Source organism: Pandoraea anhela, assembly GCF_902459655.1.
Classification (GTDB): Bacteria; Pseudomonadota; Gammaproteobacteria; order Burkholderiales; family Burkholderiaceae; genus Pandoraea; species Pandoraea anhela.
Genome location: NZ_CABPSB010000007.1, coordinates 1 through 22,388, shown reverse-complemented (window position 1 = coordinate 22,388; position 22,388 = coordinate 1). Strand labels below are relative to the sequence as shown.

The 22,388-nt window shown below is 62.1% G+C and carries 18 protein-coding genes and 1 pseudogene; 15 read left to right on the top strand and 4 right to left on the bottom strand.

Features of this window, described 5'->3' with window-relative positions; translation table 11 throughout:
- Positions 1 to 25 precede the first annotated feature (25 nt).
- Positions 26 to 1,351 (bottom strand): Nramp family divalent metal transporter, encoded by a 1,326-nt coding sequence (locus PAN31108_RS11700; RefSeq protein WP_150669035.1) that lies wholly within the window; start codon positions 1,349 to 1,351, stop codon positions 26 to 28.
- A 111-nt stretch (positions 1,352 to 1,462) separates the two neighbouring features.
- Between PAN31108_RS11700 and cmk the strand changes: the two genes are divergently transcribed.
- The 12 genes from cmk (at position 1,463) to cysM (ending at position 16,196) form a co-directional block, all read left to right on the top strand.
- Complete coding sequence (gene cmk, locus PAN31108_RS11695; protein WP_217426299.1) at positions 1,463 to 2,158, top strand: (d)CMP kinase; 696 nt, start codon at positions 1,463 to 1,465, stop codon at positions 2,156 to 2,158.
- 113 nt (positions 2,159 to 2,271) lie between these two features.
- Positions 2,272 to 3,975: a 30S ribosomal protein S1 gene (gene rpsA / locus PAN31108_RS11690; RefSeq protein WP_044454718.1), complete on the top strand. Its 1,704-nt coding sequence runs from the start codon at positions 2,272 to 2,274 to the stop codon at positions 3,973 to 3,975.
- A gap of 12 nt (positions 3,976 to 3,987) precedes the next feature.
- On the top strand, positions 3,988 to 4,281 hold the full coding sequence (locus tag PAN31108_RS11685) for an integration host factor subunit beta (protein WP_017232087.1): 294 nt from the start codon (positions 3,988 to 3,990) through the stop codon (positions 4,279 to 4,281).
- Between the two features lie 248 nt (positions 4,282 to 4,529).
- Complete coding sequence (locus PAN31108_RS11680) at positions 4,530 to 4,823, top strand: LapA family protein (protein ID WP_150669033.1); 294 nt, start codon at positions 4,530 to 4,532, stop codon at positions 4,821 to 4,823.
- 60 nt (positions 4,824 to 4,883) lie between these two features.
- Positions 4,884 to 6,059, top strand: coding sequence for a lipopolysaccharide assembly protein LapB (gene lapB / locus PAN31108_RS11675; RefSeq protein ID WP_150669032.1), 1,176 nt, complete (start codon positions 4,884 to 4,886; stop codon positions 6,057 to 6,059).
- Positions 6,060 to 6,080: 21 nt separating this feature from the next.
- On the top strand, positions 6,081 to 7,454 hold the full coding sequence (locus PAN31108_RS11670) for a UDP-glucose dehydrogenase family protein (RefSeq protein WP_150669031.1): 1,374 nt from the start codon (positions 6,081 to 6,083) through the stop codon (positions 7,452 to 7,454).
- Positions 7,455 to 7,471: 17 nt separating this feature from the next.
- On the top strand, positions 7,472 to 8,461 hold the full coding sequence (gene rfaE1, locus PAN31108_RS11665) for a D-glycero-beta-D-manno-heptose-7-phosphate kinase (protein ID WP_150669030.1): 990 nt from the start codon (positions 7,472 to 7,474) through the stop codon (positions 8,459 to 8,461).
- Positions 8,458 to 9,462 (top strand): ADP-glyceromanno-heptose 6-epimerase, encoded by a 1,005-nt coding sequence (rfaD, locus tag PAN31108_RS11660; protein ID WP_150669029.1) that lies wholly within the window; start codon positions 8,458 to 8,460, stop codon positions 9,460 to 9,462. The genes rfaE1 and rfaD overlap by 4 nt, the downstream gene beginning before the upstream one ends.
- Positions 9,463 to 9,781: 319 nt before the next feature.
- Complete coding sequence (locus tag PAN31108_RS11655) at positions 9,782 to 10,825, top strand: YadA C-terminal domain-containing protein (protein WP_150669028.1); 1,044 nt, start codon at positions 9,782 to 9,784, stop codon at positions 10,823 to 10,825.
- Positions 10,826 to 11,075: 250 nt separating this feature from the next.
- Positions 11,076 to 11,738, top strand: coding sequence for a response regulator (locus PAN31108_RS11650; RefSeq protein WP_174994944.1), 663 nt, complete (start codon positions 11,076 to 11,078; stop codon positions 11,736 to 11,738).
- 81 nt (positions 11,739 to 11,819) lie between these two features.
- Positions 11,820 to 15,122: an ATP-binding protein gene (locus PAN31108_RS11645; protein WP_174994943.1), complete on the top strand. Its 3,303-nt coding sequence runs from the start codon at positions 11,820 to 11,822 to the stop codon at positions 15,120 to 15,122.
- Between the two features lie 171 nt (positions 15,123 to 15,293).
- Positions 15,294 to 16,196, top strand: coding sequence for a cysteine synthase CysM (cysM, locus tag PAN31108_RS11640; protein ID WP_150669025.1), 903 nt, complete (start codon positions 15,294 to 15,296; stop codon positions 16,194 to 16,196).
- Between the two features lie 75 nt (positions 16,197 to 16,271).
- Here cysM and mltB read toward each other — a convergent pair whose 3' ends face one another.
- Positions 16,272 to 17,525, bottom strand: a complete 1,254-nt coding sequence (gene mltB, locus PAN31108_RS11635; protein WP_150669208.1) for a lytic murein transglycosylase B — start codon at positions 17,523 to 17,525, stop codon at positions 16,272 to 16,274.
- Positions 17,526 to 18,027: 502 nt separating this feature from the next.
- Here mltB and PAN31108_RS11630 point away from each other — a divergent pair.
- Both PAN31108_RS11630 and PAN31108_RS11625 read left to right on the top strand, forming a co-directional pair.
- Complete coding sequence (locus PAN31108_RS11630; RefSeq protein WP_150669024.1) at positions 18,028 to 18,951, top strand: histone deacetylase family protein; 924 nt, start codon at positions 18,028 to 18,030, stop codon at positions 18,949 to 18,951.
- A gap of 82 nt (positions 18,952 to 19,033) precedes the next feature.
- Complete coding sequence (locus PAN31108_RS11625; RefSeq protein WP_150669023.1) at positions 19,034 to 19,855, top strand: enoyl-CoA hydratase; 822 nt, start codon at positions 19,034 to 19,036, stop codon at positions 19,853 to 19,855.
- An 82-nt stretch (positions 19,856 to 19,937) separates the two neighbouring features.
- On the opposite strand, the gene PAN31108_RS11620 is transcribed toward PAN31108_RS11625, so the two are convergent.
- Positions 19,938 to 20,711 carry a ferredoxin--NADP reductase gene (locus tag PAN31108_RS11620; RefSeq protein ID WP_150669022.1) on the bottom strand — a complete coding sequence of 258 codons (774 nt, stop codon included), beginning with the start codon at positions 20,709 to 20,711 and terminating at the stop codon, positions 19,938 to 19,940.
- Between the two features lie 123 nt (positions 20,712 to 20,834).
- Entirely contained in the window at positions 20,835 to 21,893 is a 1,059-nt protein-coding gene (locus PAN31108_RS11615; protein WP_246183906.1) for an alpha/beta hydrolase, read from the bottom strand.
- A gap of 400 nt (positions 21,894 to 22,293) precedes the next feature.
- On the opposite strand from PAN31108_RS11615, the pseudogene PAN31108_RS11610 reads away from it, so the two are divergent.
- Positions 22,294 to 22,388: pseudogene (locus tag PAN31108_RS11610) on the top strand (electron transfer flavoprotein subunit beta/FixA family protein); the annotation flags it as partial.

Below are 22,388 nucleotides of genomic sequence, written 5' to 3'. Positions count from 1 at the left end.
CCTGCAAGGTATCCTCAGGCGATCCTCACGCCTGTCCCGTCATCGTTTGCCAGAGCAATACGCCATTGAGCAGGACGATGGCGGCGGCGATGAGCCATGCCGTCGTGAGCAACGCGCCGCGAACGCGCCATTGGCCCATCAGCGTTGCATCGCCAGCAAACCGCACGAGGGGAATGACGGCAAACGGTAATTGGAGACTGAGCACTACCTGACTGAAAATCAGCAGGTTAGTGGTCTGCGCGTCGCCGCCGTGGCCGACGATCAGCAATGCCGGAACCAATGCCAGCCCGCGGGTGATGAGCGCGCGCTGCCATGGCTTCATACGCATATTCAGAAAGCCTTCCATCGTGACCTGACCGGCGAGCGTGGCTGTCACGGTGGAGTTCAGGCCGCAGGCGAGCAGGGCGGCCGCGAACATGACGCCCGCCCATTGACTGCCGAGTAGCGGTGTGAGCAACTTGTGCGCATCGCCAAGCGATTCCACGGTGGTATTGCCACTGGCGTGAAACACGGCCGCAGCGAGGATCAGCAGCGCCGCGTTGATGAGGAAGGCGAAGCCGAGCGAGAGCGTGGTGTCCCACTGGGTTGTCCGCAGCGCCTGATGCATCGTGGACGGCGTGCGTTCTGGCATCGCCTCGCCACGCATGCGAAGCAAGGCGGAGTGAAGGTACAGGTTATGCGGCATTACCGTGGCGCCGAGAATACCGACCGCCAGCCAGAGCATGCCCGCCTGAGAGACGATTTCGCTGCGCGGCCGCAGCCCGGAGATGGCCGCGCCCCAGTCGGGATTGGCCAGTGCCAGTTGGGCTGCGAAGCAGCCGGCAGTGAGCAGGATCAGGGCCGCGACGGCGCCTTCCAGGCGGCGCTGTCCAAAACCTTGAAGGCCCAGCATGGCAAAGGCAAGCGCGCCGGCGAGCACGACACCGACCGGCAGCGACAGGCCGAACAGCAATTGCAGGGCGACGGCGCTGCCGATGATTTCGGCCAGATCGCAGGCGATGATGGCGATCTCGCAAAGCCCCCATAACGCCAGGGAAGTGCGGCGGCTATACTGGTCACGTGAGAGTTGCGCGAGATCGCGCCCGGTCACCAGACCGACGCGTGCCGCCAACCATTGCAACAACAACGCCATGACGCTCGAGAGCAGCACCACGCTCAGCAGCGTGTAGCCATAGCGGGCGCCTCCCGCGATCGCCGTGGCCCAGTTGCCCGGATCCATATAGCCGACGGCGATGAGCGTTCCCGCCCCGGCAAACCCCATCCAGCGCTGCGCACGGCGCGGCGTCCCGTTTTGCGGATCGGGCGGCGGCACCCATTCGGGGGCGGCTAAGGGATAATCGCGGCTTTGCATGGCAGTCACACCTTCCGGCGACGCAAATAGCGCCTATATCTAAATGATAATCATTATTATTTAGATGGGAAGTTTTATTTTTCAATGTGTTCGATAGACAGAGACGAAGGAATGCCTGATTTGACGGTGGTGGACGACTCGATTCCGGTCATTACGGTGGATGGACCGACGGCATCCGGTAAAGGTACGGTGGCGCACCGTGTGGCCGACGAACTGGGGTTTCATTACCTCGACAGCGGGGCGCTTTACCGGCTGACCGCGCTGGCGAGCGCTCGCCATGGGATCGATCCGGACGATGTCGGCGCGCTGGCCGTGCTTGCGGAAACCCTCGATGTGCGTTTCCGCGATCAGCGTATCTGGCTGGCGGGCGAGGATGTGACCGATGCGATCCGGGCCGAGGCGATCGGCAACCGGGCATCCAGCATTGCGGTGCACAAGGCGGTGCGGCAAGCGCTCATGGCGCTCCAGCGGGGCTTCAAGACCGCGCCGGGGCTGGTGGCGGACGGTCGCGACATGGGGACGGTGATCTTCCCGGAAGCCGATTTGAAAGTGTTTTTGACCGCCACGCCACAGGCGCGTGCTGAGAGGCGGTATAAGCAATTGATAGAAAAAGGATTTTCTGCTAACATAGACAGTCTCATGCTGGATCTTGAGGCGCGTGATGCGCGGGATCGTACCCGTGCCGAAGCGCCGCTGCGGCCAGCAGAGGGTGCGCGGGTACTCGACACATCGGGGCTCAACGTCGATCAGGCGGTGGCTCAGGTGCTCGAATGGTTCGCGCAAGTGCAGTACCCGCAAGGCGCCTGACCGGGTGTTTCATGCAGTCACCCGGCATGGCTTTGTTTAACCTTTAACCCAACCGTTGTGCGTTATCGTCAGCCCCCCTCGGGTGACGGACGTCAGCGGCGTAATCCACTTTTATGTCCGACCTGCAAACCTCGACCAACGAATCTTTCGCGGCGCTTTTCGAAGAGTCGCTCTCCCGTCAAGACATGCGTGCTGGTGAAGTCATCAGCGCTGAAGTCGTTCGGGTTGACCACAACTTCGTGGTCGTCAACGCCGGCCTCAAGTCCGAAGCGTACATCCCCATCGAAGAATTCCTGAACGATCAGGGCGAGGTCGAAGTTCAGGCCGGCGATTTCGTTTCCGTGGCGATCGACGCCCTGGAAAACGGCTACGGCGACACCGTGCTGTCGCGCGACAAGGCCAAGCGTCTGGCCTCGTGGCTGCAACTGGAAAAGGCCCTCGAATCGGGCGACCTCGTGACCGGTACGATCACCGGCAAGGTCAAGGGCGGTCTGACCGTGATGGTCAACGGCATCCGTGCATTCCTGCCGGGTTCGCTGGTTGATACGCGTCCGGTCAAGGACACGACCCCGTACGAAGGCAAGACCCTCGAATTCAAGGTCATCAAGCTCGACCGCAAGCGCAACAACGTTGTGCTGTCGCGCCGCGCCGTGATCGAAGCCACCCAGGGCGAAGAGCGCGCCAAGCTGCTCGAAACGCTCAAGGAAGGCGCGATCGTCAAGGGCGTGGTCAAGAACATCACCGACTACGGTGCGTTCGTCGACCTCGGCGGCATCGACGGTCTGCTGCACATCACCGACATCGCATGGCGTCGCGTGCGTCACCCGAGCGAAGTCCTGTCGGTTGGCCAGGAAGTCACCGCCAAGATCCTCAAGTTCGATCAGGAAAAGGGTCGCGTCTCGCTGGGCGTCAAGCAACTCGGCGAAGATCCGTGGGAAGGCATTGCTCGCCGTTACCCGCAAGGCACCCGCCTGTTCGGCAAGGTCACCAACATTACCGACTACGGCGCATTCGTCGAAGTGGAATCGGGCATCGAAGGCCTGGTCCACGTGTCGGAAATGGACTGGACCAACAAGAACGTTGCCCCGACCAAGGTTGTCCAGCTGGGCGACGAAGTCGAAGTCATGGTGCTCGAGATCGACGAAGACCGTCGTCGTATCAGCCTCGGCATGAAGCAATGCAAGCCGAATCCGTGGGATGACTTCTCGCGCAACTTCAAGAAGGGCGACAAGATCAAGGGCGCAATCAAGTCGATCACCGACTTCGGCGTGTTCATCGGTCTGCCTGGCGGCATCGACGGCCTGGTCCACCTCTCGGACCTGTCGTGGAGCGAAGCCGGCGAAGAAGCCGTTCGCAAGTACAAGAAGGGCGACGAAGTCGAAGCCGTGGTTCTGGGCATCGACGTCGAGAAGGAACGCATTTCGCTGGGTATCAAGCAGCTCGAAGGCGATCCGTTCAACACCTTCGTGGCGATTCACGACAAGGGCTCGATCGTTGACGGCACCATCAAGGCCGTCGACCCGAAGGGCGCCGTCGTGTCGCTGGGCGATGACGTGGAAGGCTACCTCCGCGCTTCGGAAATCTCGCACGACCGTGTGGAAGATGCCCGTAACGTGCTGAAGGAAGGCGAAGCCGTCAACGCCATGATCGTCAACATCGATCGCAAGTCGCGCAACATCAACCTGTCGATCAAGGCTAAGGATTCGGCCGAACAACAGGAAGCGATGAGCAAGATGTCGTCGGATAGCTCGGCAGCGAGCGGCACCACGAACCTCGGTGCCCTGCTCAAGGCCAAGCTGGACAGCCAGAATCAGTAAGGTCCAAGGCCTATGACCAAGTCTGAATTGGTCAACCAGTTGGCGGCGCGGTTTCCCCAGTTGGTGCTCAAGGATGCCGATTTCGCGGTGAAGACGATTCTCGACGCGATGGCTGACGCGCTTGCGCGCGGTCATCGAATCGAGATCCGCGGTTTCGGCAGTTTCGGGCTCAACCGTCGGCCTCCGCGCGTCGGCCGCAACCCGAAGTCGGGCGAGAAAGTGATGGTGCCGGAGAAATTCGTGCCGCACTTCAAGCCCGGCAAGGAGTTGCGAGAGCGGGTTGATCACAAGGCGTCGGACCAATAAGGCCCTTTGGGATCTACTACGCAAGAAAAGCGCCTTCGGGCGCTTTTTTTGTCTCTGGCGATCAACGAGAGATCGCCGGTGCGGACAATCGCCGGAAATGTGAAGCCCTTTGCAGGAACGACGCCTCGCAGAGCACATCCGGTACAATACGCCCACGTGGCGGCCCGGTGCGTTGATGGCTTTCATGCCTCATGCGGGCGGCCCAAGTTGCAAAACATACGGCAATCCTGCCGCAGGAGCCTTTCGGCATGAAGCTGATTGTTTGGATCGTTCGTCTGATTGTATTCGTGGTGTTGCTGTGTCTCGCGCTGGCCAATACCGGCGAGGTCACGTTGAACCTGTTCCTGGGGCATACGTGGACGGCGCCGCTCATCATGATCGGGCTGGCGTTTTTTGTGGTCGGTGGCGTCATCGGCGTGCTCGCCACGCTGCCGAGCCTGATGCGCCAGCGTCTTGAACTGCGTCGTACGCGACGCGATCTGGTCCGTGCCCAGCGTGATCCCGAGGCGAGCGATCAGCCGCCGATGCTGCCGCCGGTCTAAGGCGGCGCGGCGCACGACTCTCGCCATCCTCATCGACTGTTTCAACGACAACACGCATTCATGGAATTCGAGGTCTGGTGGCTACTGGCCATCCCCGTGATCTTCGGCTGCGGCTGGGTGGCTGCGCGACTGGACTTGCGCAGCCTGCTCTCGGAAAGCCGCAATCTGCCGGCATCCTACTTCCGCGGTCTGAATTTCCTGCTGAACGAACAGCCGGACAAGGCCATCGACGCCTTCATCGAAGTCGCCAAGCTCGATCCCGAAACGACCGAACTGCACTTCGCCCTTGGCAGTCTGTTCCGTCGTCGCGGCGAGACCGAGCGCGCCATTCGCGTGCATCAGAATCTGCTCTCGCGCGACGATCTGCCGCAAGCGGATCAGGAGCATGCGCTCTATGAGCTGGGCCACGACTTTCTCAAGGCGGGTCTGCTCGACCGTGCGGAAGACGCCTTCAGCCGCTTGCACACCGGCGCCTACGCGAAGGCCGCGCAGCACGCAAAGCTCACGATCTATCAGATCGAAAAGGAATGGCGCAAGGCGCTTGCAGAAGCCGAGACGCTGACCGATCTGGACCCGGCCGTCTCCTATCGCAAGGAGATCGCTCAGTTCCACTGCGAACTGGCGCAGGAAGCGCTGCAACGCAAAGATACCGAAGCGGTGGGACGTGAACTGGACGCCGCGCTCGCCGTCAATCCGGCCAACGTGCGTGCGCCGCTGCTACGCGGCGACATGCTGCTCGCCGCCGGCGACGCCGAAGGCGCGCTGCGCGTGCTGCGCACGATCGAGGAGCAGAACCCGATGTACCTCGGGCTGGCCGCGAAGCGTGTCATGAAGGCTTACGAGGCGCTGGGCCGTGCCCCGGAAGGGCTCACGATGCTGCGCGACGCACTGCGCAAGAATCCGTCGGACGATCTGCTGGAAATCGTATACGAGAAGACGTTGTCGCTCGATGGGCCGGAAGCCGCCCTCGCGTTGATGCGCGAGCAGATGCATCGTGCCCCGAGTGCGCCCGGCATGGCGCGCCTGCTCGAAGCCCATGCGGCGACCGCCCACGGCGACACGCAGTCGGACCTGCAACTCATGGGCAAGCTGATTACGCAACGTACCAAATCGTTGCCACGTTACGTTTGCGACCAATGCGGGTTCCGCGCGCGACTTTTCTATTGGCAGTGCCCCGGCTGTAACGGCTGGGAGACGTACACGCCGCGCCGCGCCGACGTGCCGGCGGCATCATAAGTTTCATAACATCGCAAAATCATGAAGATCACCATCATCGGTTCCGGCTACGTCGGCCTTGTTACGGGCGCCTGTCTCGCGGACGTCGGCAATGACGTGTTCTGTCTGGACGTCGACCCGCGCAAGATCGAGATCCTGAACAACGGCGGCGTGCCGATTCACGAACCGGGCCTCCAGGAGGTCATCGCGCGCAACCGTGAAGCCGGCCGTCTGCAATTCTCGACGGACGTCGAAGCCTCCGTGGCGCATGGCGATGTGCAATTCATCGCGGTCGGCACGCCGCCCGATGAAGACGGCTCGGCCGACTTGCAATATGTCGTGGCTGCGGCGCGTAACATCGGCCGTTACGCCAACAGCTTCAAGGTGATCGTCGACAAGTCGACGGTGCCGGTCGGCACGGCGGACAAAGTGCGTGCCGCGGTATCGGAAGAACTGGCAAGACGCGGTGAAGATGTGAAGTTCTCGGTCGTCTCGAATCCCGAATTTTTGAAGGAAGGCGCGGCGGTCGACGATTTCATGCGTCCTGACCGCATCGTGATCGGGGTGGACGACGACGCCGACGGCCAGCAGGCGCGCGCGATGATGAAGCGCCTGTATTCGCCGTTCAACCGCAATCACGAGCGCACGCTTTACATGGACGTTCGCTCGGCGGAATTCACGAAGTACGCCGCCAATGCCATGCTGGCGACGCGGATTTCGTTCATGAACGAACTGGCCAATCTGGCCGATCGCGTGGGCGTGGATATCGAGGACGTGCGCCAGGGCATCGGCTCGGATCCGCGAATCGGGTACCACTTCCTTTACGCCGGCTGCGGCTACGGCGGTTCGTGCTTCCCCAAGGACGTGCAGGCGCTCGTGCGCACCGCCGAGGATTACGGCCTGCCGCTGCGGATTCTGAACGCGGTGGAAGCCGTCAACGAAACGCAGAAGACGGTGCTGATCGACAAGGTCGTGGCGCGTCTGGGCGAGGATCTGAAGGGCAAGACCTTCTCGCTGTGGGGGCTGGCGTTCAAGCCGAACACGGACGACATGCGCGAGGCACCGAGCCGCCGTGTGATCGCGGAACTGGTGCGTCGCGGCGCACGTGTGCGTGCCTACGACCCGGTGGCCCTCGAGGAAGCGCGTCGTGTGATCGCGCTGGACTTTGCCGACGACGCACAGGCCCGCAGCCGCATCGAGTTCTGTGCGACGCAGAACGACACGCTGGTCGGTGCCGACGCCCTGATCATCGTCACGGAATGGAAGGCATTCCGCAGCCCGGACTTTGCCAAGGTGAAGCAGGCGTTGACGCTGCCGCTGATCTTCGACGGCCGTAATCTGTACGATCCGGAAGCCATGCAAGAGCTGGGTATCGAGTACCACGGCATTGGCCGGGGTCTGGGCGAGTCCGCCTGAATTTCGAGGAACGACGGATGACTTTGACGGCAACTTCGCTCACACGTACGGTTCAGGCGCCGGGCGTGCCCAACGTACCCCGCGAGGCGTTCAGCCGTGCCCGGGTGCTGATCGTCGGCGACGTGATGCTCGACCGCTACTGGTTTGGCGACGTCAACCGCATTTCGCCGGAAGCGCCGGTGCCTGTGGTGCACGTCAAGCGCAATGAAGAGCGTTTGGGCGGCGCGGCCAACGTGGCGCTCAACGCCACCTCGCTCGGCGCGCAGGCCGGTCTGCTTTGCGTGCTCGGTGAGGACGAACCTGCCGAGCGAGTGGTCGACATGCTCGATGCCAGCGGCGTGACCGCGTTCGTGACGCGCGACGCCGATCTCGCGACCACCATCAAGCTGCGCATCGTGTCGCGTCAACAGCAACTGCTGCGTATCGACTTCGAGAATCAGCCGGCGCGCGAGGTGTTGCTGGCGGTGCTCGATCAGTATCGTCAGTTGCTCTCCAACTACGATGTCGTGCTGCTCTCGGACTATGCCAAGGGCGGCCTGACGCATGTGCAGCCGATGATCGAGGCTGCGCGTACTGCGGGCAAGGCCGTGCTAGTCGACCCCAAGGGCAGCGATTACGAGCGCTATCGCGGCGCCACGATCCTGACGCCGAACCGTTCCGAGTTGCAGCAGGTCGTGGGTGTGTGGCGCTCGGAAGACGATCTGACGGCGCGGGCGCAGAATCTGCGTGAATCGCTCGACCTGGAAGCGCTGCTGCTCACGCGCTCGGAAGAGGGCATGACGCTCTTCACCGAAAGCGGTGCGCTGCACGTGCCGGCGCAGGCGCGCGAAGTGTATGACGTGTCGGGGGCGGGCGACACTGTGATCGCCACGCTGGCCGCATCGCTTTCCGCCGGTCTGCCGTTGCCGCAGGCGGTCGTGCTCGCCAATCGCGCGGGCAGCATCGTCGTCGGCAAGCTGGGTACGGCGACCGTTGACTACACCGAACTCTTTTCCGAGCTGACATGACCATCATCGTGACGGGCGCCGCGGGCTTCATCGGCGCCAACCTCGTCAAAGCCCTCAATGAGCGCGGAGAGACCGACATCGTAGCGGTCGACAATCTCACGCGCGCCGACAAATTCCGTAATCTGGTCGATTGCGAGATCAGCGACTACCTCGACAAGGCCGACTTCGTGGCGCGTTTCCAGCGTCGGGAATTCGGTCGGGTGCGGGCGATCTTCCACGAAGGCGCCTGCTCCGACACGATGGAGACGGATGGCCGTTACATGATGGAGAACAACTTCCGCTACACGCGGGCGTTGTTCGACGCCTGTCAGACGCAGACCGTGCCGTTCCTGTATGCGTCGTCTGCGGCGACTTACGGGGCATCGGAGACGTTCGTGGAGACGCGCGAATACGAGAAGCCGCTGAACGTCTACGGTTATTCGAAGTTCCTGTTCGACCAGATCGTGCGTCGCGCCATGCGCGATGCCGGCGGCAAGCTGCCGAGTCAGGTCGCGGGCTTCCGATACTTCAACGTGTATGGCCCTCGCGAAGCGCATAAGGGGCGTATGGCGTCGGTGGCGTTTCACAACTTCAACGAATTCCGTGCTAACGGCCGTGTGAAGCTCTTCGGTGAGTACAACGGTTATGCGGCCGGTACGCAAAGCCGTGACTTCGTGTCGGTCGAAGACGTCGTGAAGGTGAATCTGCACTTCTTCGATCATCCGGAGCGCAGCGGCATCTTCAACCTCGGTACGGGGCGTGCGCAGCCGTTCAACGACATTGCGATCGCCGTGATCAACACGTTGCGCGAGGAAGCCGGCGAAGCGCCGCTTTCGCTCGACGAGATGGTCAAGCAGGGACTCGTCGAGTACATCCCGTTCCCGGACGCCCTGCGCGGCAAGTATCAATGCTTCACGCAGGCGAGCGTTGCGCATCTGCGGCAGGCCGGCGGCTATCAGCAGCCGTTCTACACGGTCGGCGAGGGAGTGTCGCGTTACGTGCGGTGGTTGTTAGCGCAGTAACCGCGCCGAAGCGCGGCCGGACCGCGCAAAGCACAACGTCGGGATTCGCCCGACGCACGGGGAGCCAGATGGCTCCCCGTTTTGTTTCGTGCCTCGCATCTGTGGCGCTTATTCAGTCGTTGATGATCGCGTTGGTGGATAGCGCGTCGCCTGATTCGTTTCATCGGGTCCGCTTTTTCGAATAAGAATTTTCTTATTTGAATGTCGGACTTTTGGTATGTGAAGTGCTAATGGGATTCCAGAAAATACACCGGTAGCCCACGCATTGGACGCAGGTTGCGTTTTAAGTGGTTATTCGAATAATGTTTCTGGAGTTTTCATGAGTATTTTTAATTCTTTTAAGGTTAAGGCGATTTTCCTGGCGTCGCTGCCAGTCTTCAGTTTCGATGTTTACGCTGAAAGCAAGAAAGTCGAGTCTGGCGCAGACGCGAGTGTCAAGGCAGTTGCCACGGGCGGTGCGCTGGTCCATGTTCCCGATCAAGGCAAAGGCGGTGCGCTGGTCCATGTTCCCGATCAAGGCAAAGGCGGCGCGCTGGTCCATGTTCCCGATCAAGGCAAAGGCGGTGCACTGGTCCATGTTCCCGATCAAGGCAAAGGCGGTGCGCTGGTCCATGTTCCCGATCAAGGCAAAGGCGGTGCACTGGTCCATGTTCCCGATCAAGGCAAAGGCGGTACGCTGGTCCCCGTGACCAAAGGCGACGGTGATGCGGACGGCGCAAAGGCCAAGCTCCCTCTTGGCGTTGAGAACCTGATCAGCACGATCGAGAACGGGATGGACATTGTGGCACTAGCGCAAAACCAAGAGGCTCTTGGCAACCAGATCCAAGCTAACACGGACTTGGTGGTCAGCACTGGAGAACTCGTCGTGGGGCATGGAAAGGTAATTGAGGATATCGGTCATAACATCAGTCGGCATGGCAATGCCATTCGGACAAATGCAGAAGACATTGATGCAGGTCTTGATCTAATGGTAGGACTTGAAGACCGGATCAATAGTAACGGTAATTCCATTCGTCAAAATACGGCAGACATCGTCGGAAATAGCAAAGCAATCGCCGCAAACACGGAACGAATGAATGCGTTCGATAACCGTGTTTCGGGGCTGGAGAGCCGTGTCGGTAAGCTCGATCGGAAAGTGGATGGCTTCATGGCGCAAAGTGCCGCGCAGGCCAACCTGGTGATTCCGTACACCGTCGGCAAGACGTCGGTTTCGCTCGCCACGGGCACGTCGGGTCGCGCCGTCGCCTTTGCTGTCGGCGCCGGGCGGCGATTCAGTGACACCTTTTCGGCGCGTGCCGGTGTCGCGTACGACAACATGAGCCGACGCGTTACAGCGGGCGCCGGTGTGGGGTTCGAGTTCTAACGGCGCTGTTTCAATCCGTCGGGCGGCCGGAATAACCGATTTGCAGTCGTTATTCCGGCCGTTCGTTCGGCCATTATTTCGACCGTTTTTCATCGCGGCGCGCCCGCTTACGTGTGAACACCGGCAATGAAGCCGCAGGCTCGGTATCGCCGGTCAAGAGAATAACTGCGCGTCCCAATTTACCGAACGCCCCCCAATGACCATAAGCAGTATCATGCGGGAACGTTCGCGCTTCTCCATAGGTAAGTTTATGGATCGCACTTCCAGAGCGGCATCGCATGTTGTCCGAGTGGTTGTTGCAGATGACCACCCCGTGGTCGGCGAAGGGGTGGGCGCCGTGTTGAGCAGGCATTCGTATATTCAACTTCAGGCCGTGTGCGTGACGATCGAAAGTCTGATGAGCACATTGAACGACGTTGAATGCGACGTATTGATCTGCGATTACGCTTTCGAGCGAGATTCGGAGCCCGATGGATTGCATCTGCTGCACCGCATTCGCCGAAAGTTTCCCCACCTTGCCATTATTGTCCTGACCGGCCACCGCGACATCGCATCGCTGGTGCGCCGCGTCATGAATCTGGGCGTCGCCGGATTCCTTCGAAAATCGAGCGACGAAATATCGCGCCTGCCCGGCATCATTCGCAACATCAACGCAGGTGGAAAGTATCTGGATCCGCAAACGGCGGCCGAATTGCTGGGACCCGACGGGGACACCGGCACGCTGAGCAGTCTTTCCGAGCGCGAACTCGAAGTCTTCCGGCTCGTCGGTCAGGGCGTATCGGTCACTGAAATCGCCATGCGAACGAACCGAAGCGTTAAAACCGTCAGTACACAAAAGCTCAAGGCGATGCAAAAGCTGGGCGCGAAATCCGACGCCGAGTTGTACCGCCTGTACGTTGAATATTTCGGCTAAGTCATCTCCGACACAGGCATGGCAATGACGTCTCGAAGCGGCTTGCGCCCCTCCCGAATCCCGGGAGCGCGCGGCGTTGCCTTGACGGAACCCTTGCTACTCGCGTCAGCGCTGTGTCTTAGCGCGCTCATGCTCGTGTGTGCGGCTGGCGTTAGCTACTTGCTGGTGTCGCATCAGAAGCAGGAATACCTCCAGACGTTTGCCGCTCGCCGCGAGTCGTTGAAGACGGAAGTCGACATGCAGGAGGCCAGTGTTCGTCAACTGGTAAGTACCTTCGAGTTCGCCCACTGGAACTGGCAATTCTCGCCTTATGCCGGCAGCGCTGCACAAACCGGGCATTGGCTCGAGGAGCCCCCGTGGCTACCGTTGCAAAACGGGCAGACCACCGCGCCGTACTCGATATTGTTGAGCGCGGACCAGCACGACGATCCACATGAATTGCAGGACCTGCTCGAACTGACCGGCGTAATGTCCACATCGCGCGTGTTGCGCGATGCGGCCGCGACGGATGCGCTGCGCGGCTTCGTGTACAGCCCCAGCGGGCGGTTTCTGGGCTCGTCTCCATCGGTCATGCCGGCACCGTTGGACGCCGGCCCGCCTCGGAACGTCTCGATCGTTCAATACATCAAGGACCGCAGCGCACCGATCGAGCAGAGGCTAGGGAATCTGACCGACGACGAAATGATCCACAAGGTCTTTTGGCTGACGGTTGCCCGAGACCCGTTGAGCGATCTGACCACCACATATGTCGCCGCGCCCGTCTTCGAACACGGTCGCCGTCTCGCGACCATTGTGCTCACGATCCCATGTGAAAAGTTCAGCCACAATTTTCTTCAGGGGGATGTCGACCCGAACTTCTTCGTCGTGACATGCCGCAATAACCGGTTCCTGGGAATCGATTCGTCCGACCCCTATCAAGCCAAGTGGATTCGCGTATTCGAGCGATATCCTGAGTTGCACCTGGCGTCCGGCAACAAGACGCAGACCTTCTGGCGTGACGGCATTTTTTTGATCACGCAGCGGGTGCCGGGGCCGGACTGGATTGCCGTCTACGCCTACACATGGCAGGACTTGCTGCTGGGCGTGAGAACCGAGTTGTTTTGGCTCATGCTGGCGACGACGCTCGGTCTTGGCCTCGTATGGATCGGCGCCGTCTGGCTCAGAAATCGCGTTGTCAGGCCGGCAAGCGAGCAGGTCAAACGGCTCGCGGAAAGCGAGGCGTTCAGCCGTTCCGTATTGGATGTCGCACCGGTGAGCCTCGCCGTCGTCGACCGCTCGACCGGCGAGGTGCTTATGCAGAATACGGAAGCGCAAGAGCTGAGCGTACTGGCGGCGTCACGATTGAACGACGGGGTGACGCCATCCGCCTTTTTGGCCCAGGTGGGGCAACGCGTGAACGCTCACGCGCGAGGCGAGGCCGCCGCCGGGGATATCGGCCGGTTCGAGATGGCGCCCGAACTGGACGTGGCCTACGCAAGCGCTCAATACAAAGGCCAGGAGGTCTTTGTGATCGGGCTCGTGAATCTTGCGCAGCAAAAAGACATCGAGCGAACGCTGTTGGACTCGCGACGAAGGGCGGAGGAGGCGAACAACGCCAAAAGCGTCTTCGTCGCAACGATCAGCCACGAAATCCGAACGCCGCTGCACGGCGCGCTCGGCAACCTCGAACTCCTCGGCATGTCCACGCTGAGCCGTGGCCAACGCGGGTATCTCGAAGTTGCCATGGATTCGTTCAAGACCTTGTTGTCGCTGATCAACGATGTTCTCGACTTTTCGAAACTGAGCGACGCTGAATTTGCCTTGCGTAATGTCGATACCCGCGTCGACGAGTCGCTCGAACTGACGGTTCGCACACTCTTTCCGATTGCTCGGGCCAAAGGCGTGCGTTTGCTTTGCCTGATTGCGCCGCAGGCGCGCGGGGTTTGGCATGTCGATCCGGTGCGGGTGTCGCAGGTCATGATGAACCTGACAAGCAATGCCGTGAAATTTACCGATCACGGGACCGTGACGGTGGCGTTGTCGGTCGACGACGCCGATCGGCTGTTGCTGCGCGTTGCCGACACCGGCCGTGGCATACCGGAGAGCGAGATTGACCGGATCTTCATGCCGTTCGTGCAGGGGGGCGCCGCACATCGGCAGGGCGGTGGCACGGGGCTGGGGCTTGCGCTATGCGAAAAGATCGTCGCGCACATGGGCGGCGAGATTGCCGTGCAAAGCGAGTGCGGTGTCGGCACGCTGTTTTCCGTGTCGCTGCCGGCACCGAAAGTGGGGGGCGATGCCGCGCCGGGCATTTCGCCGGCCCCCGAACACATCGCCATTCGCTGCGAACACCCACTGTGGGCGACGTCGCTGAGAGAGCAGTTCCGCGCATGGTTTCCCGGCGCAGTCGTCAGACTCGACGAATCCGCGCGGTTCGGCGACGCCTTTGCAGGACTTCCCCGTGGCGAAAAAACGCTCTGCGTGATGGTGGCGATGTCCGTGGACGACGTGCCCGACGGCGCCTCGGACACGCAGCGTAGTTTGCTGATCGCGCTCGACGCACCTTTTACACCGACGTGGCGCGGTTCGCGCCTGCAAGTCTCGGCATACAGCGGGCGCGCGTGGCTCGATGGCGTTGCCGAAATCCTCCTGGAGAGCGCCCGGCCGCTGGCGGGACACGCGCGGCCGGGCGCCGAGGCGTGGCGAGGTCGCGATTTGACGGCGCTGGTCGTCGAGGATGACGGCGTCAGCGCCCGTCTGCTTCGCGACCAGCTACAGATTGTCGGGATATCCGTCGTGGACCTCGCCGATTCGGCCGAACAGGCCATGTCGATGGTTTCCCGGCGGCAGTACGACATGGTGGTGACCGATTCGAACCTGCCCGGCATGAGCGGGATGTCTCTGTGCGAACAGTTGCGAGCGATGGGCATGCGGATCCCGATGCTGCTGTGCAGCGCGGATGTCACGGTTGCCTCGGGGGCGGAGGCCGTTTTTGACGGCGTATTGATCAAGCCGATATCGATGTCCGAGATTCGAAGCATGCTCAGCAGATTTTTTCCGGAAATGCCCTTGACGCCCCGGGCGGAGCGGGAGACCGAGATCGACACACCCTCGGCGAAACTGAGAAGTCTCTTTCTCGAACAATGGTTCGAGGATCGCGCGTTGATCGACATGGCAGTTGAGCGTGGCGACACTGCGCGAATCGCCGGGCTGTTGCATCGGGTTCGTGGAGGGCTGCTGATTCTGGACGAGACGGCCACTGTGGCAAGTCTCGATGCGCTGAGCGCGTCCGTGGACGACTCAGGCATGGCGTACGATCGACATGCTTACTTCCGGTTCATGCGGGATATGGACCTGTTGGTCCGGCGATTTGCACCGGCGAGCGCCGGCGCCCCGGAACACTGACGTCACCGGCGCCCGAATTCCCTATTCCTGATTCCCAACTCGCCGGGTGTGCGTCCGGGCATGCATCGGGGCATTCGTCAGCGCGATGCCCGGCCGCGAGACCGCGCCCGAGCGCGGTCATGGCCGGTGGATTAGAATGTTCTGATTCCCGACCGAAAAAAGCTTAGCGCAATGGCCTATAAGACTATCGAAGACACCATCGGCAATACGCCTCTGGTGCAACTGGTGCGTTTGCCCGACGACGAGATCCGTCGCCGCAACAACGTGATTCTCGGCAAGCTCGAGGGCAATAACCCGGCGGGCTCGGTGAAGGATCGTCCCGCGCTGTCGATGATCAAACACGCCGAGTTGCGCGGCCGCATCAAACCGGGCGACACGCTGATCGAAGCGACCTCGGGCAACACCGGCATCGCACTGGCGATGGCCGCCGCGATCCGCGGCTACAAGATGGTCCTGATCATGCCGGAAGACCTCTCCATCGAGCGCCGTCAGAGCATGGGCGCCTACGGTGCGGAGATCATCCTCACGCCGGTCAAAGGCGGTATGGAATATGCGCGTGACCTCGCCGAACAGATGCAGCGCGACGGCCGTGGCGTCATCCTCGATCAGTTCGCCAATCCCGATAACCCGCTCGCCCACTACGAAACCACCGGTCCGGAAATCTGGCGCGATACCGAAGGCCGCGTCACGCACTTTGTGTCCGCGATGGGAACGACGGGCACGATCATGGGCGTTTCGCAGTATCTGAAGGAGCAGAGCGAGGCGGTGCAGATCATCGGCGCGGAACCGGCCGAAGGCTCGCGCATTCCCGGCATCCGCAAGTGGCCCGAAGCGTACCTGCCGAAGATTTTCGACCGCGCACGCGTTGATCGTACGGTGTCGGTGACGCAGGCCGACGCGGAAATCATGGCGCGCCGGCTTGCGGCGGAAGAGGGGATTTTCTGCGGCATCTCGGCGGCCGGCGCATGCCAGATCGCCCTGAATCTCGCGCATGAAGTCGAGAACGCGACCATCGTATTCGTCGTCTGCGACCGTGGCGACCGCTACCTCTCGACGGGCGTTTTCCCGGCATGAGCCGGCCAATGACGCCTTAAACGAAAACGGGACCCGAGGGTCCCGTTTTTCATGACGACGGCCGGCCGACGAGGGTCAGGGAGCGCGTGCCGCCTTGATGGCGTCCGCCAGGTCGTAGACGGACATCGCGTAGAAGAAGCTACGGTTGTATCGCGTGAGCACATAGAAGTTCGTCAGGCCCATGCGGTACTGCGTGGCTTGTCCCGGCGTCGGCAGATCGACGATCAGCACCGGCGTGTCGAGCGCCGAGCCGACATCGAGGCGCGGCTCGTTCATGAGCATGCCGGCCTTGATGAAGTCGCCGAGTTTCCAATGCGGTTCGGGTTGCCCGTCGGCACCGGCCTCCGCCAGCCCCTGACTGCCGCGGTCCGCCGCGATGTTCCATACGACCGGCTGGCCCGGTTGCCAACCATGCTGTTTGAGGAAGTTGGCGACGCTGCCGATGGCATCGGCGACATCCGTCGTCAGGTTGATCTTGCCGTCGCCGCTGTAATCGACCGCGAAGTTGCGGATCGACGACGGCATGAATTGCGGAATGCCGATCGCGCCCGCATATGAGCCATAGATGCTGAACGGATCGACACCGCGCTCGCGTGCGTAGAGCAGCAGGTTTTCCAGTTCCTTGCGGAACAACGCCATACGCTCCGAACGGTTGCGTGCAGGGGGATAGTCGAACGCGAGCGTGGTGAGCGCATCGATGGTGCGGAAGTTGCCCATGTTGCGCCCGTAGATCGTCTCGACGCCGATGATCGCGACGATGATCTCCTCGGGCACGCCGTATTCCTTCGAGGCGCGCGAGAGCGCCGTGGCGTTTTGATTCCAGAATCGCACACCGCCGTTGATGCGCGTGTTGTCGAGGAAGCGCTTCTCGTAATTCGTCCAGTTCTTCTGACCGGGGCTCGCGGGCGGGGCAGCAAGGCGGGCAGCCGTCTGCGAGAACACGACGCGCGAGAAGACCTTCTGCAATTCGTTACGGTCGAAGCCGTCGCGCGCCACGATATCGTTGATGAACGCGTCGACTTCCGGATTCGCCGCGTAGCGCTGCGGCACCACTTCCTCCTCGAACTCCGTTTGTGCCGCCTGTTTGCCGCGTGACTGCGCGTGCGCGCCCACGTTCGCGAGCGCCAACGCGCCGATGCACAGCGCAATACCGAGCGAACCGATGACGCGCATCGAGCGTGAAGCCCGCGAGCGGCGGGTGTGTTGCGCAACCGAGGGCGACCGGGGCGTTGGTGCGGCAGGTTTGCCGAGTGCGGCCATCGCGGGATGGCGGCCAGTCTCCGGTCGATGGGTGAGGCGCGCGTGCGCCGTCGGGAGAGAATCGTACATCCGTACCGGTGATGTCATGCTGTCTGTCAGGCCTGTATGAAGTCCGAAGGCGACGCTGCCGTTGGGGCCATCGTCACGTTAGTCGCGTTGATGCTCTCGTCGAAGCCATTTTCGATGCGCACGGTATTGATGCGATCGGCGTCGATAAGTGACTCGGCGTGCGTTGTTACCTAGAGCGTCAACCATTCATGCCAGTTCCTGCCGTCCCGAATTTCGGGAGAACGGCCGTTGCCGGCTGTCACGGGTCTGCTGGGAGACTGCCTGGCAGTATAACCGAGTGCACCTGTGATACCTTAAGGCCTGTGCACTGTCCGTGACAGTGTTCATGGGGGATGCCGGCCATCGGCACGCGTTTGCAGGTGTCGTCGACTGCTGTCAGTCACATCGTTGCGGCGCGAGCCAGGCTCCGCATCCGGCCGCTACCGGACGTGGAGACGACGGCGCGGCGGGCATCCCCCGCCCGTCCCAATATAACGATTCGAAGCGATAGGCGACACAACGAATGGCTACCGGGTTTTATACACATCCCGATTGCGTCCGTCACGAGATGGGCGAGTGGCATCCGGAATGCCCCGAGCGGCTGCGTGCCATCGAGGACCAACTGATCGCCGGACGCATCGACGGTCTGCTCGAACGCCGTGAAGCGCCGGTGGCCGACGAGGCCAGCCTGCGGCTCGTGCACACCCAAGACCACATCGATTTTATTCGCGACAACATTCCCGAGTCCGGCTACTTCCCAATCGATCCCGATACGCTGCTCAATCCGTATTCGTGGCGTGCGGCAACGCGTGCGGCGGGGGCTGCCGTGGCGGCGACGGACGCCGTGCTTCGCGGTGAACTCGACAACGCGTTTTGCAGCGTGCGTCCGCCGGGGCACCACGCCACGCCCACGCGCGCCATGGGCTTCTGTCTGTTCAACAGCGTGGCGATCGCGGCGGCTCACGCGCTCGAAGTCCACGGACTGTCGCGCGTGGCGATCGTCGACTTCGACGTGCACCACGGCAACGGCACGGAGGCGGCGTTCGGCAACGACGAGCGCGTGCTGATGTGCGGCATTTTCCAGCACCCGTTCTACCCGTTCTCCGGCGCGAAGGACCCGGCGCCGAACATGCTCAACATTCCGCTCGAAGCGCGCACGTCCGGCATGGCCGCGCGCGAAGCCATCGAGTACGGCTGGCTGGGACGCCTGAACGCGTTCCGTCCGGAGATGATTTTCTTCTCGGCGGGCTTCGATGCGCACCGGGAAGACGACCTTGGCGGGCTGGGACTGACCGAGGCGGATTTCGCCTGGATCACGAAGGAAGTGAAGGCCATCGCGGATCGCCACGCGAAGGGACGCATCGTGAGCTGCCTCGAAGGTGGTTACAACCTCTCGGCGCTCGGCCGCAGTGTGGTGGCGCATCTGAAGGTGCTCGCCGACGTCTGATGGCCGCACGCCGGCGTTCCGGTTCGATAGTCGCCTGGCGTGCCTCCTCACGGCGGCGCGAACGTGTGGCACAGGAGACAACATGACGTCATTGCAAGCGACGGCGGCCCCCGAGCCGCTGGTGTGCGTCAGTCGTGCAGACGGTGCGCTGGCCGGCGTGGTCACGCTCACACTCAATCGTCCGCGTCATTTCAATGCACTCTCCGAGGCGATGCTTGACGCGCTGCAAGGCGCACTCGACGATGTCGCGCGCGACGACAGCGCTCGCGTGGTGGTGCTCGCCGCCGCCGGTCCGGCGTTTTGCGCGGGGCACGACCTCAAGGAGATGCGCGCCGAACCGTCGCTCGATGGCTATCGGGCGTTGTTCGACCGGTGCACGCGCGTCATGCTGACGATACAACGCATGCCGCAGCCGGTTATCGCGCGTGTGCACGGTATTGCGACGGCCGCCGGCTGTCAGCTCGTGGCGATGTGCGATCTTGCGGTGGCGACGTCGGTGGCCCGCTTTGCCGTCTCCGGCATCAATGTCGGTTTGTTCTGTGCCACGCCCGGCGTTGCGCTCTCGCGCAACCTCACGCGCAAGCAGGCGATGGAAATGCTGCTGACGGGCGATTTCATCGATGCACACACGGCGCGCGAGCGCGGACTCGTCAATCGTGTGGTGGCTATGGAGCGGCTCGATGCCGAAGTGGCGGCGCTGTGTCGCTCGATTCTCGCCAAGCCCGCCGCAGCGGTGGCCGCAGGCAAGGGGTTGTTCTACCGGCAGGCCGAAACCGGCATCGAGGCCGCGTACCAGATGGCCGGGCAGACGATGGCATGCAACATGATGGACGCGTGTGCCCTCGAAGGCGTACAGGCGTTCATCGAGAAACGTGCGCCCGATTGGGCGAAGCCGACGGACTGATCGCCGCGCTCGGGTGGCGCGGCGCATGACAGGCTACCCGACACGCCAGCCGCGTTTCGCTCGCGCATGACGCCGTGTGCATTCACCATTGTTTTTCCAGCACCAACGGCCCCGGCGTCGCCGTGCGGCTGACGGCGTAACCATGGCCGGTGAACCATGTGCGCAGTTCCTTGATCATGTCGGGATTGCCGCAGACCATGATGCGCGATGTTGCCGGATCGAGCGTCGCGCCCAGCGCTTTTTCGAGTTCGCCCGACGACAGCAGCGAGGTGATGCGTCCGTCAAGTGCGCCCGGCGTTTGCTCTCGCGTCACGCTCACCGCGAAGTGGAGTTTGTCCACCCACGACGGATCGACGTCAGGGTGAGAGAAATGCTTGAGCGCCTCGTAATACGCGAGGTCGCGCGCCCACCGCACGCTGTGTACGACGAAGATACGCTCGAAGCGTTGCCATACGGTCGGGTCGCGCAGGATCGAGACGAAGGGCGCGAGCCCCGTACCGGTGGCGAGTAACCAGAGGTCTTCGCCGCCGGTGAAGCGATCTAGCGTGAGGAAGCCGTATGCGGTGTGGTCGACGAACAGTGCGTCACCGACCTTGAGTTGCGCCAGTCGCGGCGTGAGTTGCCCTTCGGGAATGGTGATGACATAGAACTCCAATGTATCTTCGGCGGGCGAGTTCACGAAGGAATAGGCGCGCCAGATCAGCGCGCCATCGTCGCCCGGCAGTCCGAGCCGCACGAACTGGCCGGCCGTAAATTGCAGGCCGGGCGGGCGGGTCGTCTTGATGCTGAAGATCGTCGGCGTCCAGAAATGCATGCCGGTGACCGTTTGCGGCGAGTATTTCGTCTGCGCTTGCATGCCGTAGGCTCCTCGCGAATCCATACCGCTTCAGTGTAACGCGCACCGAGGCATTCCATCGCGAGACCCTGCTTGCAGGGCGGATTCCGTCCTGCGCGGGGCAGGACGGTTCGGCGTCGCGCGTCAAATACGCCGATGTGTGCCGAAAGGCGTCCGGGCCGTGCCGGCGTTGCGCGTGCCTTGCATCGCGTCCATCTCCAGTTCGGAGGGTTCCGACGCCCCTTGCACCCCTTCTACTTCCGACGCTTCGGGTTGCCGGGCCTGCATTTGCGGGAGGTGCGCCACCAGCCAGGCCGTCAAATCGTCGATGACCTTCTCGCGGTCCAGGTCGTTGAGCGTTTCGTGAAAGTGACCGGGATAGAGCCGCAGGGTCTTGTCCTGCGAGCCGACATTGCCGTGAAACTGCTCGCTCGCCCATGGCGCGGTGAGCCGGTCCGCCGTGCCGTGGAAGAGGTAGATCGGCAGATGCAGGGCGCCGGCATTGGCGTGGATGCGCGCCATGGCGTCGAGCAACTCGGCGGCCGTGCGCGCCGGTGTGCCGCGGTACGCGTTGAGCGGATCCTTTTTCGCGGCATCGACGACGGCCTTGTCGCGGGCGATGGCTGTCGGATCGATCTTGAAGACCGGTACCTTCGGCAACCAGCGCGACACCCAGCGTCCGGCCGTGACCATCCAGGGCGCGACGGGTTCGCCCGGCGCGAGCGCCGGGCTGCTCAGCATCAGTCCGCTGACATTGGCCGGCGCGCGCGTGATCGTATAGAGCGCGGCGATGGCGCCGCCCATGCTGTGACCGAGCAGGAACAGCGGTGTCGGGCCGAACGTGGTGCGCACGTGCGTGAGGAAGATCTCGGTGTCGTTCAGATACTCGTCGAACCGATCGACGTAGACGCGCGCGCCTTCCGAGCGGCCGTGCCCACGCAAATCGTAGGCGACGGTCGCAATACCCTGCTGCGCGAAGTGCTCGGCCAGACGTGCGTACCGTCCACCATGTTCGCCCATGCCATGCACGATGGCGACCACGGCACGAAGCGGGGTGCGTTCGACACCTTCGGCACCCTTGCTGTCCTCGGTGCCCACGATGCCCACGATGCCCTCGGTGCGGGCGTTTTCCGGTTGCCAGGTATGGACGTGGAGCGTCAACCCGTCGCTGGCTTGCAGGCGCGATTCCGAATGCGTTGTCATGTCTCCTCCTGGCGCAATGCCCGGGTGGCCGTCATACGCACGACGGCGCTGCGATTTTGCGATTTGTCGGTGAAACCGTTGGTGTATTTGTTGGTGCGCCATTCGATCATAGCCGTCAGCGCGCTGGTGCGATTTCTCTAGAGGAAACGCACCACGAGGAAACTGGCTGTGATGGGCGATTTGCATAAAAATAGCACGATCGTTCGGGGTGAGGATGCGGCGCTCAGGCGCGTCCCGTCAGGCACCGACACCGAGTTTCACGAGATCGCGCATGCGTGGAAAAATCAGAGCGTCTCATGGATTTTTGCCACAAATTGCCTCAAATATGCAATAAATACGTCATAAGCCGAGTGGTTATAATGGCAGCGGATTGACGTAAACGTAACTTTGGAGCGAGTTCATGAAGATCCTGGTACCGGTCAAACGGGTAGTGGATTACAACGTAAAAGTTCGTGTGAAGAGCGACGGCACGGGCGTCGACATCGCGAACGTGAA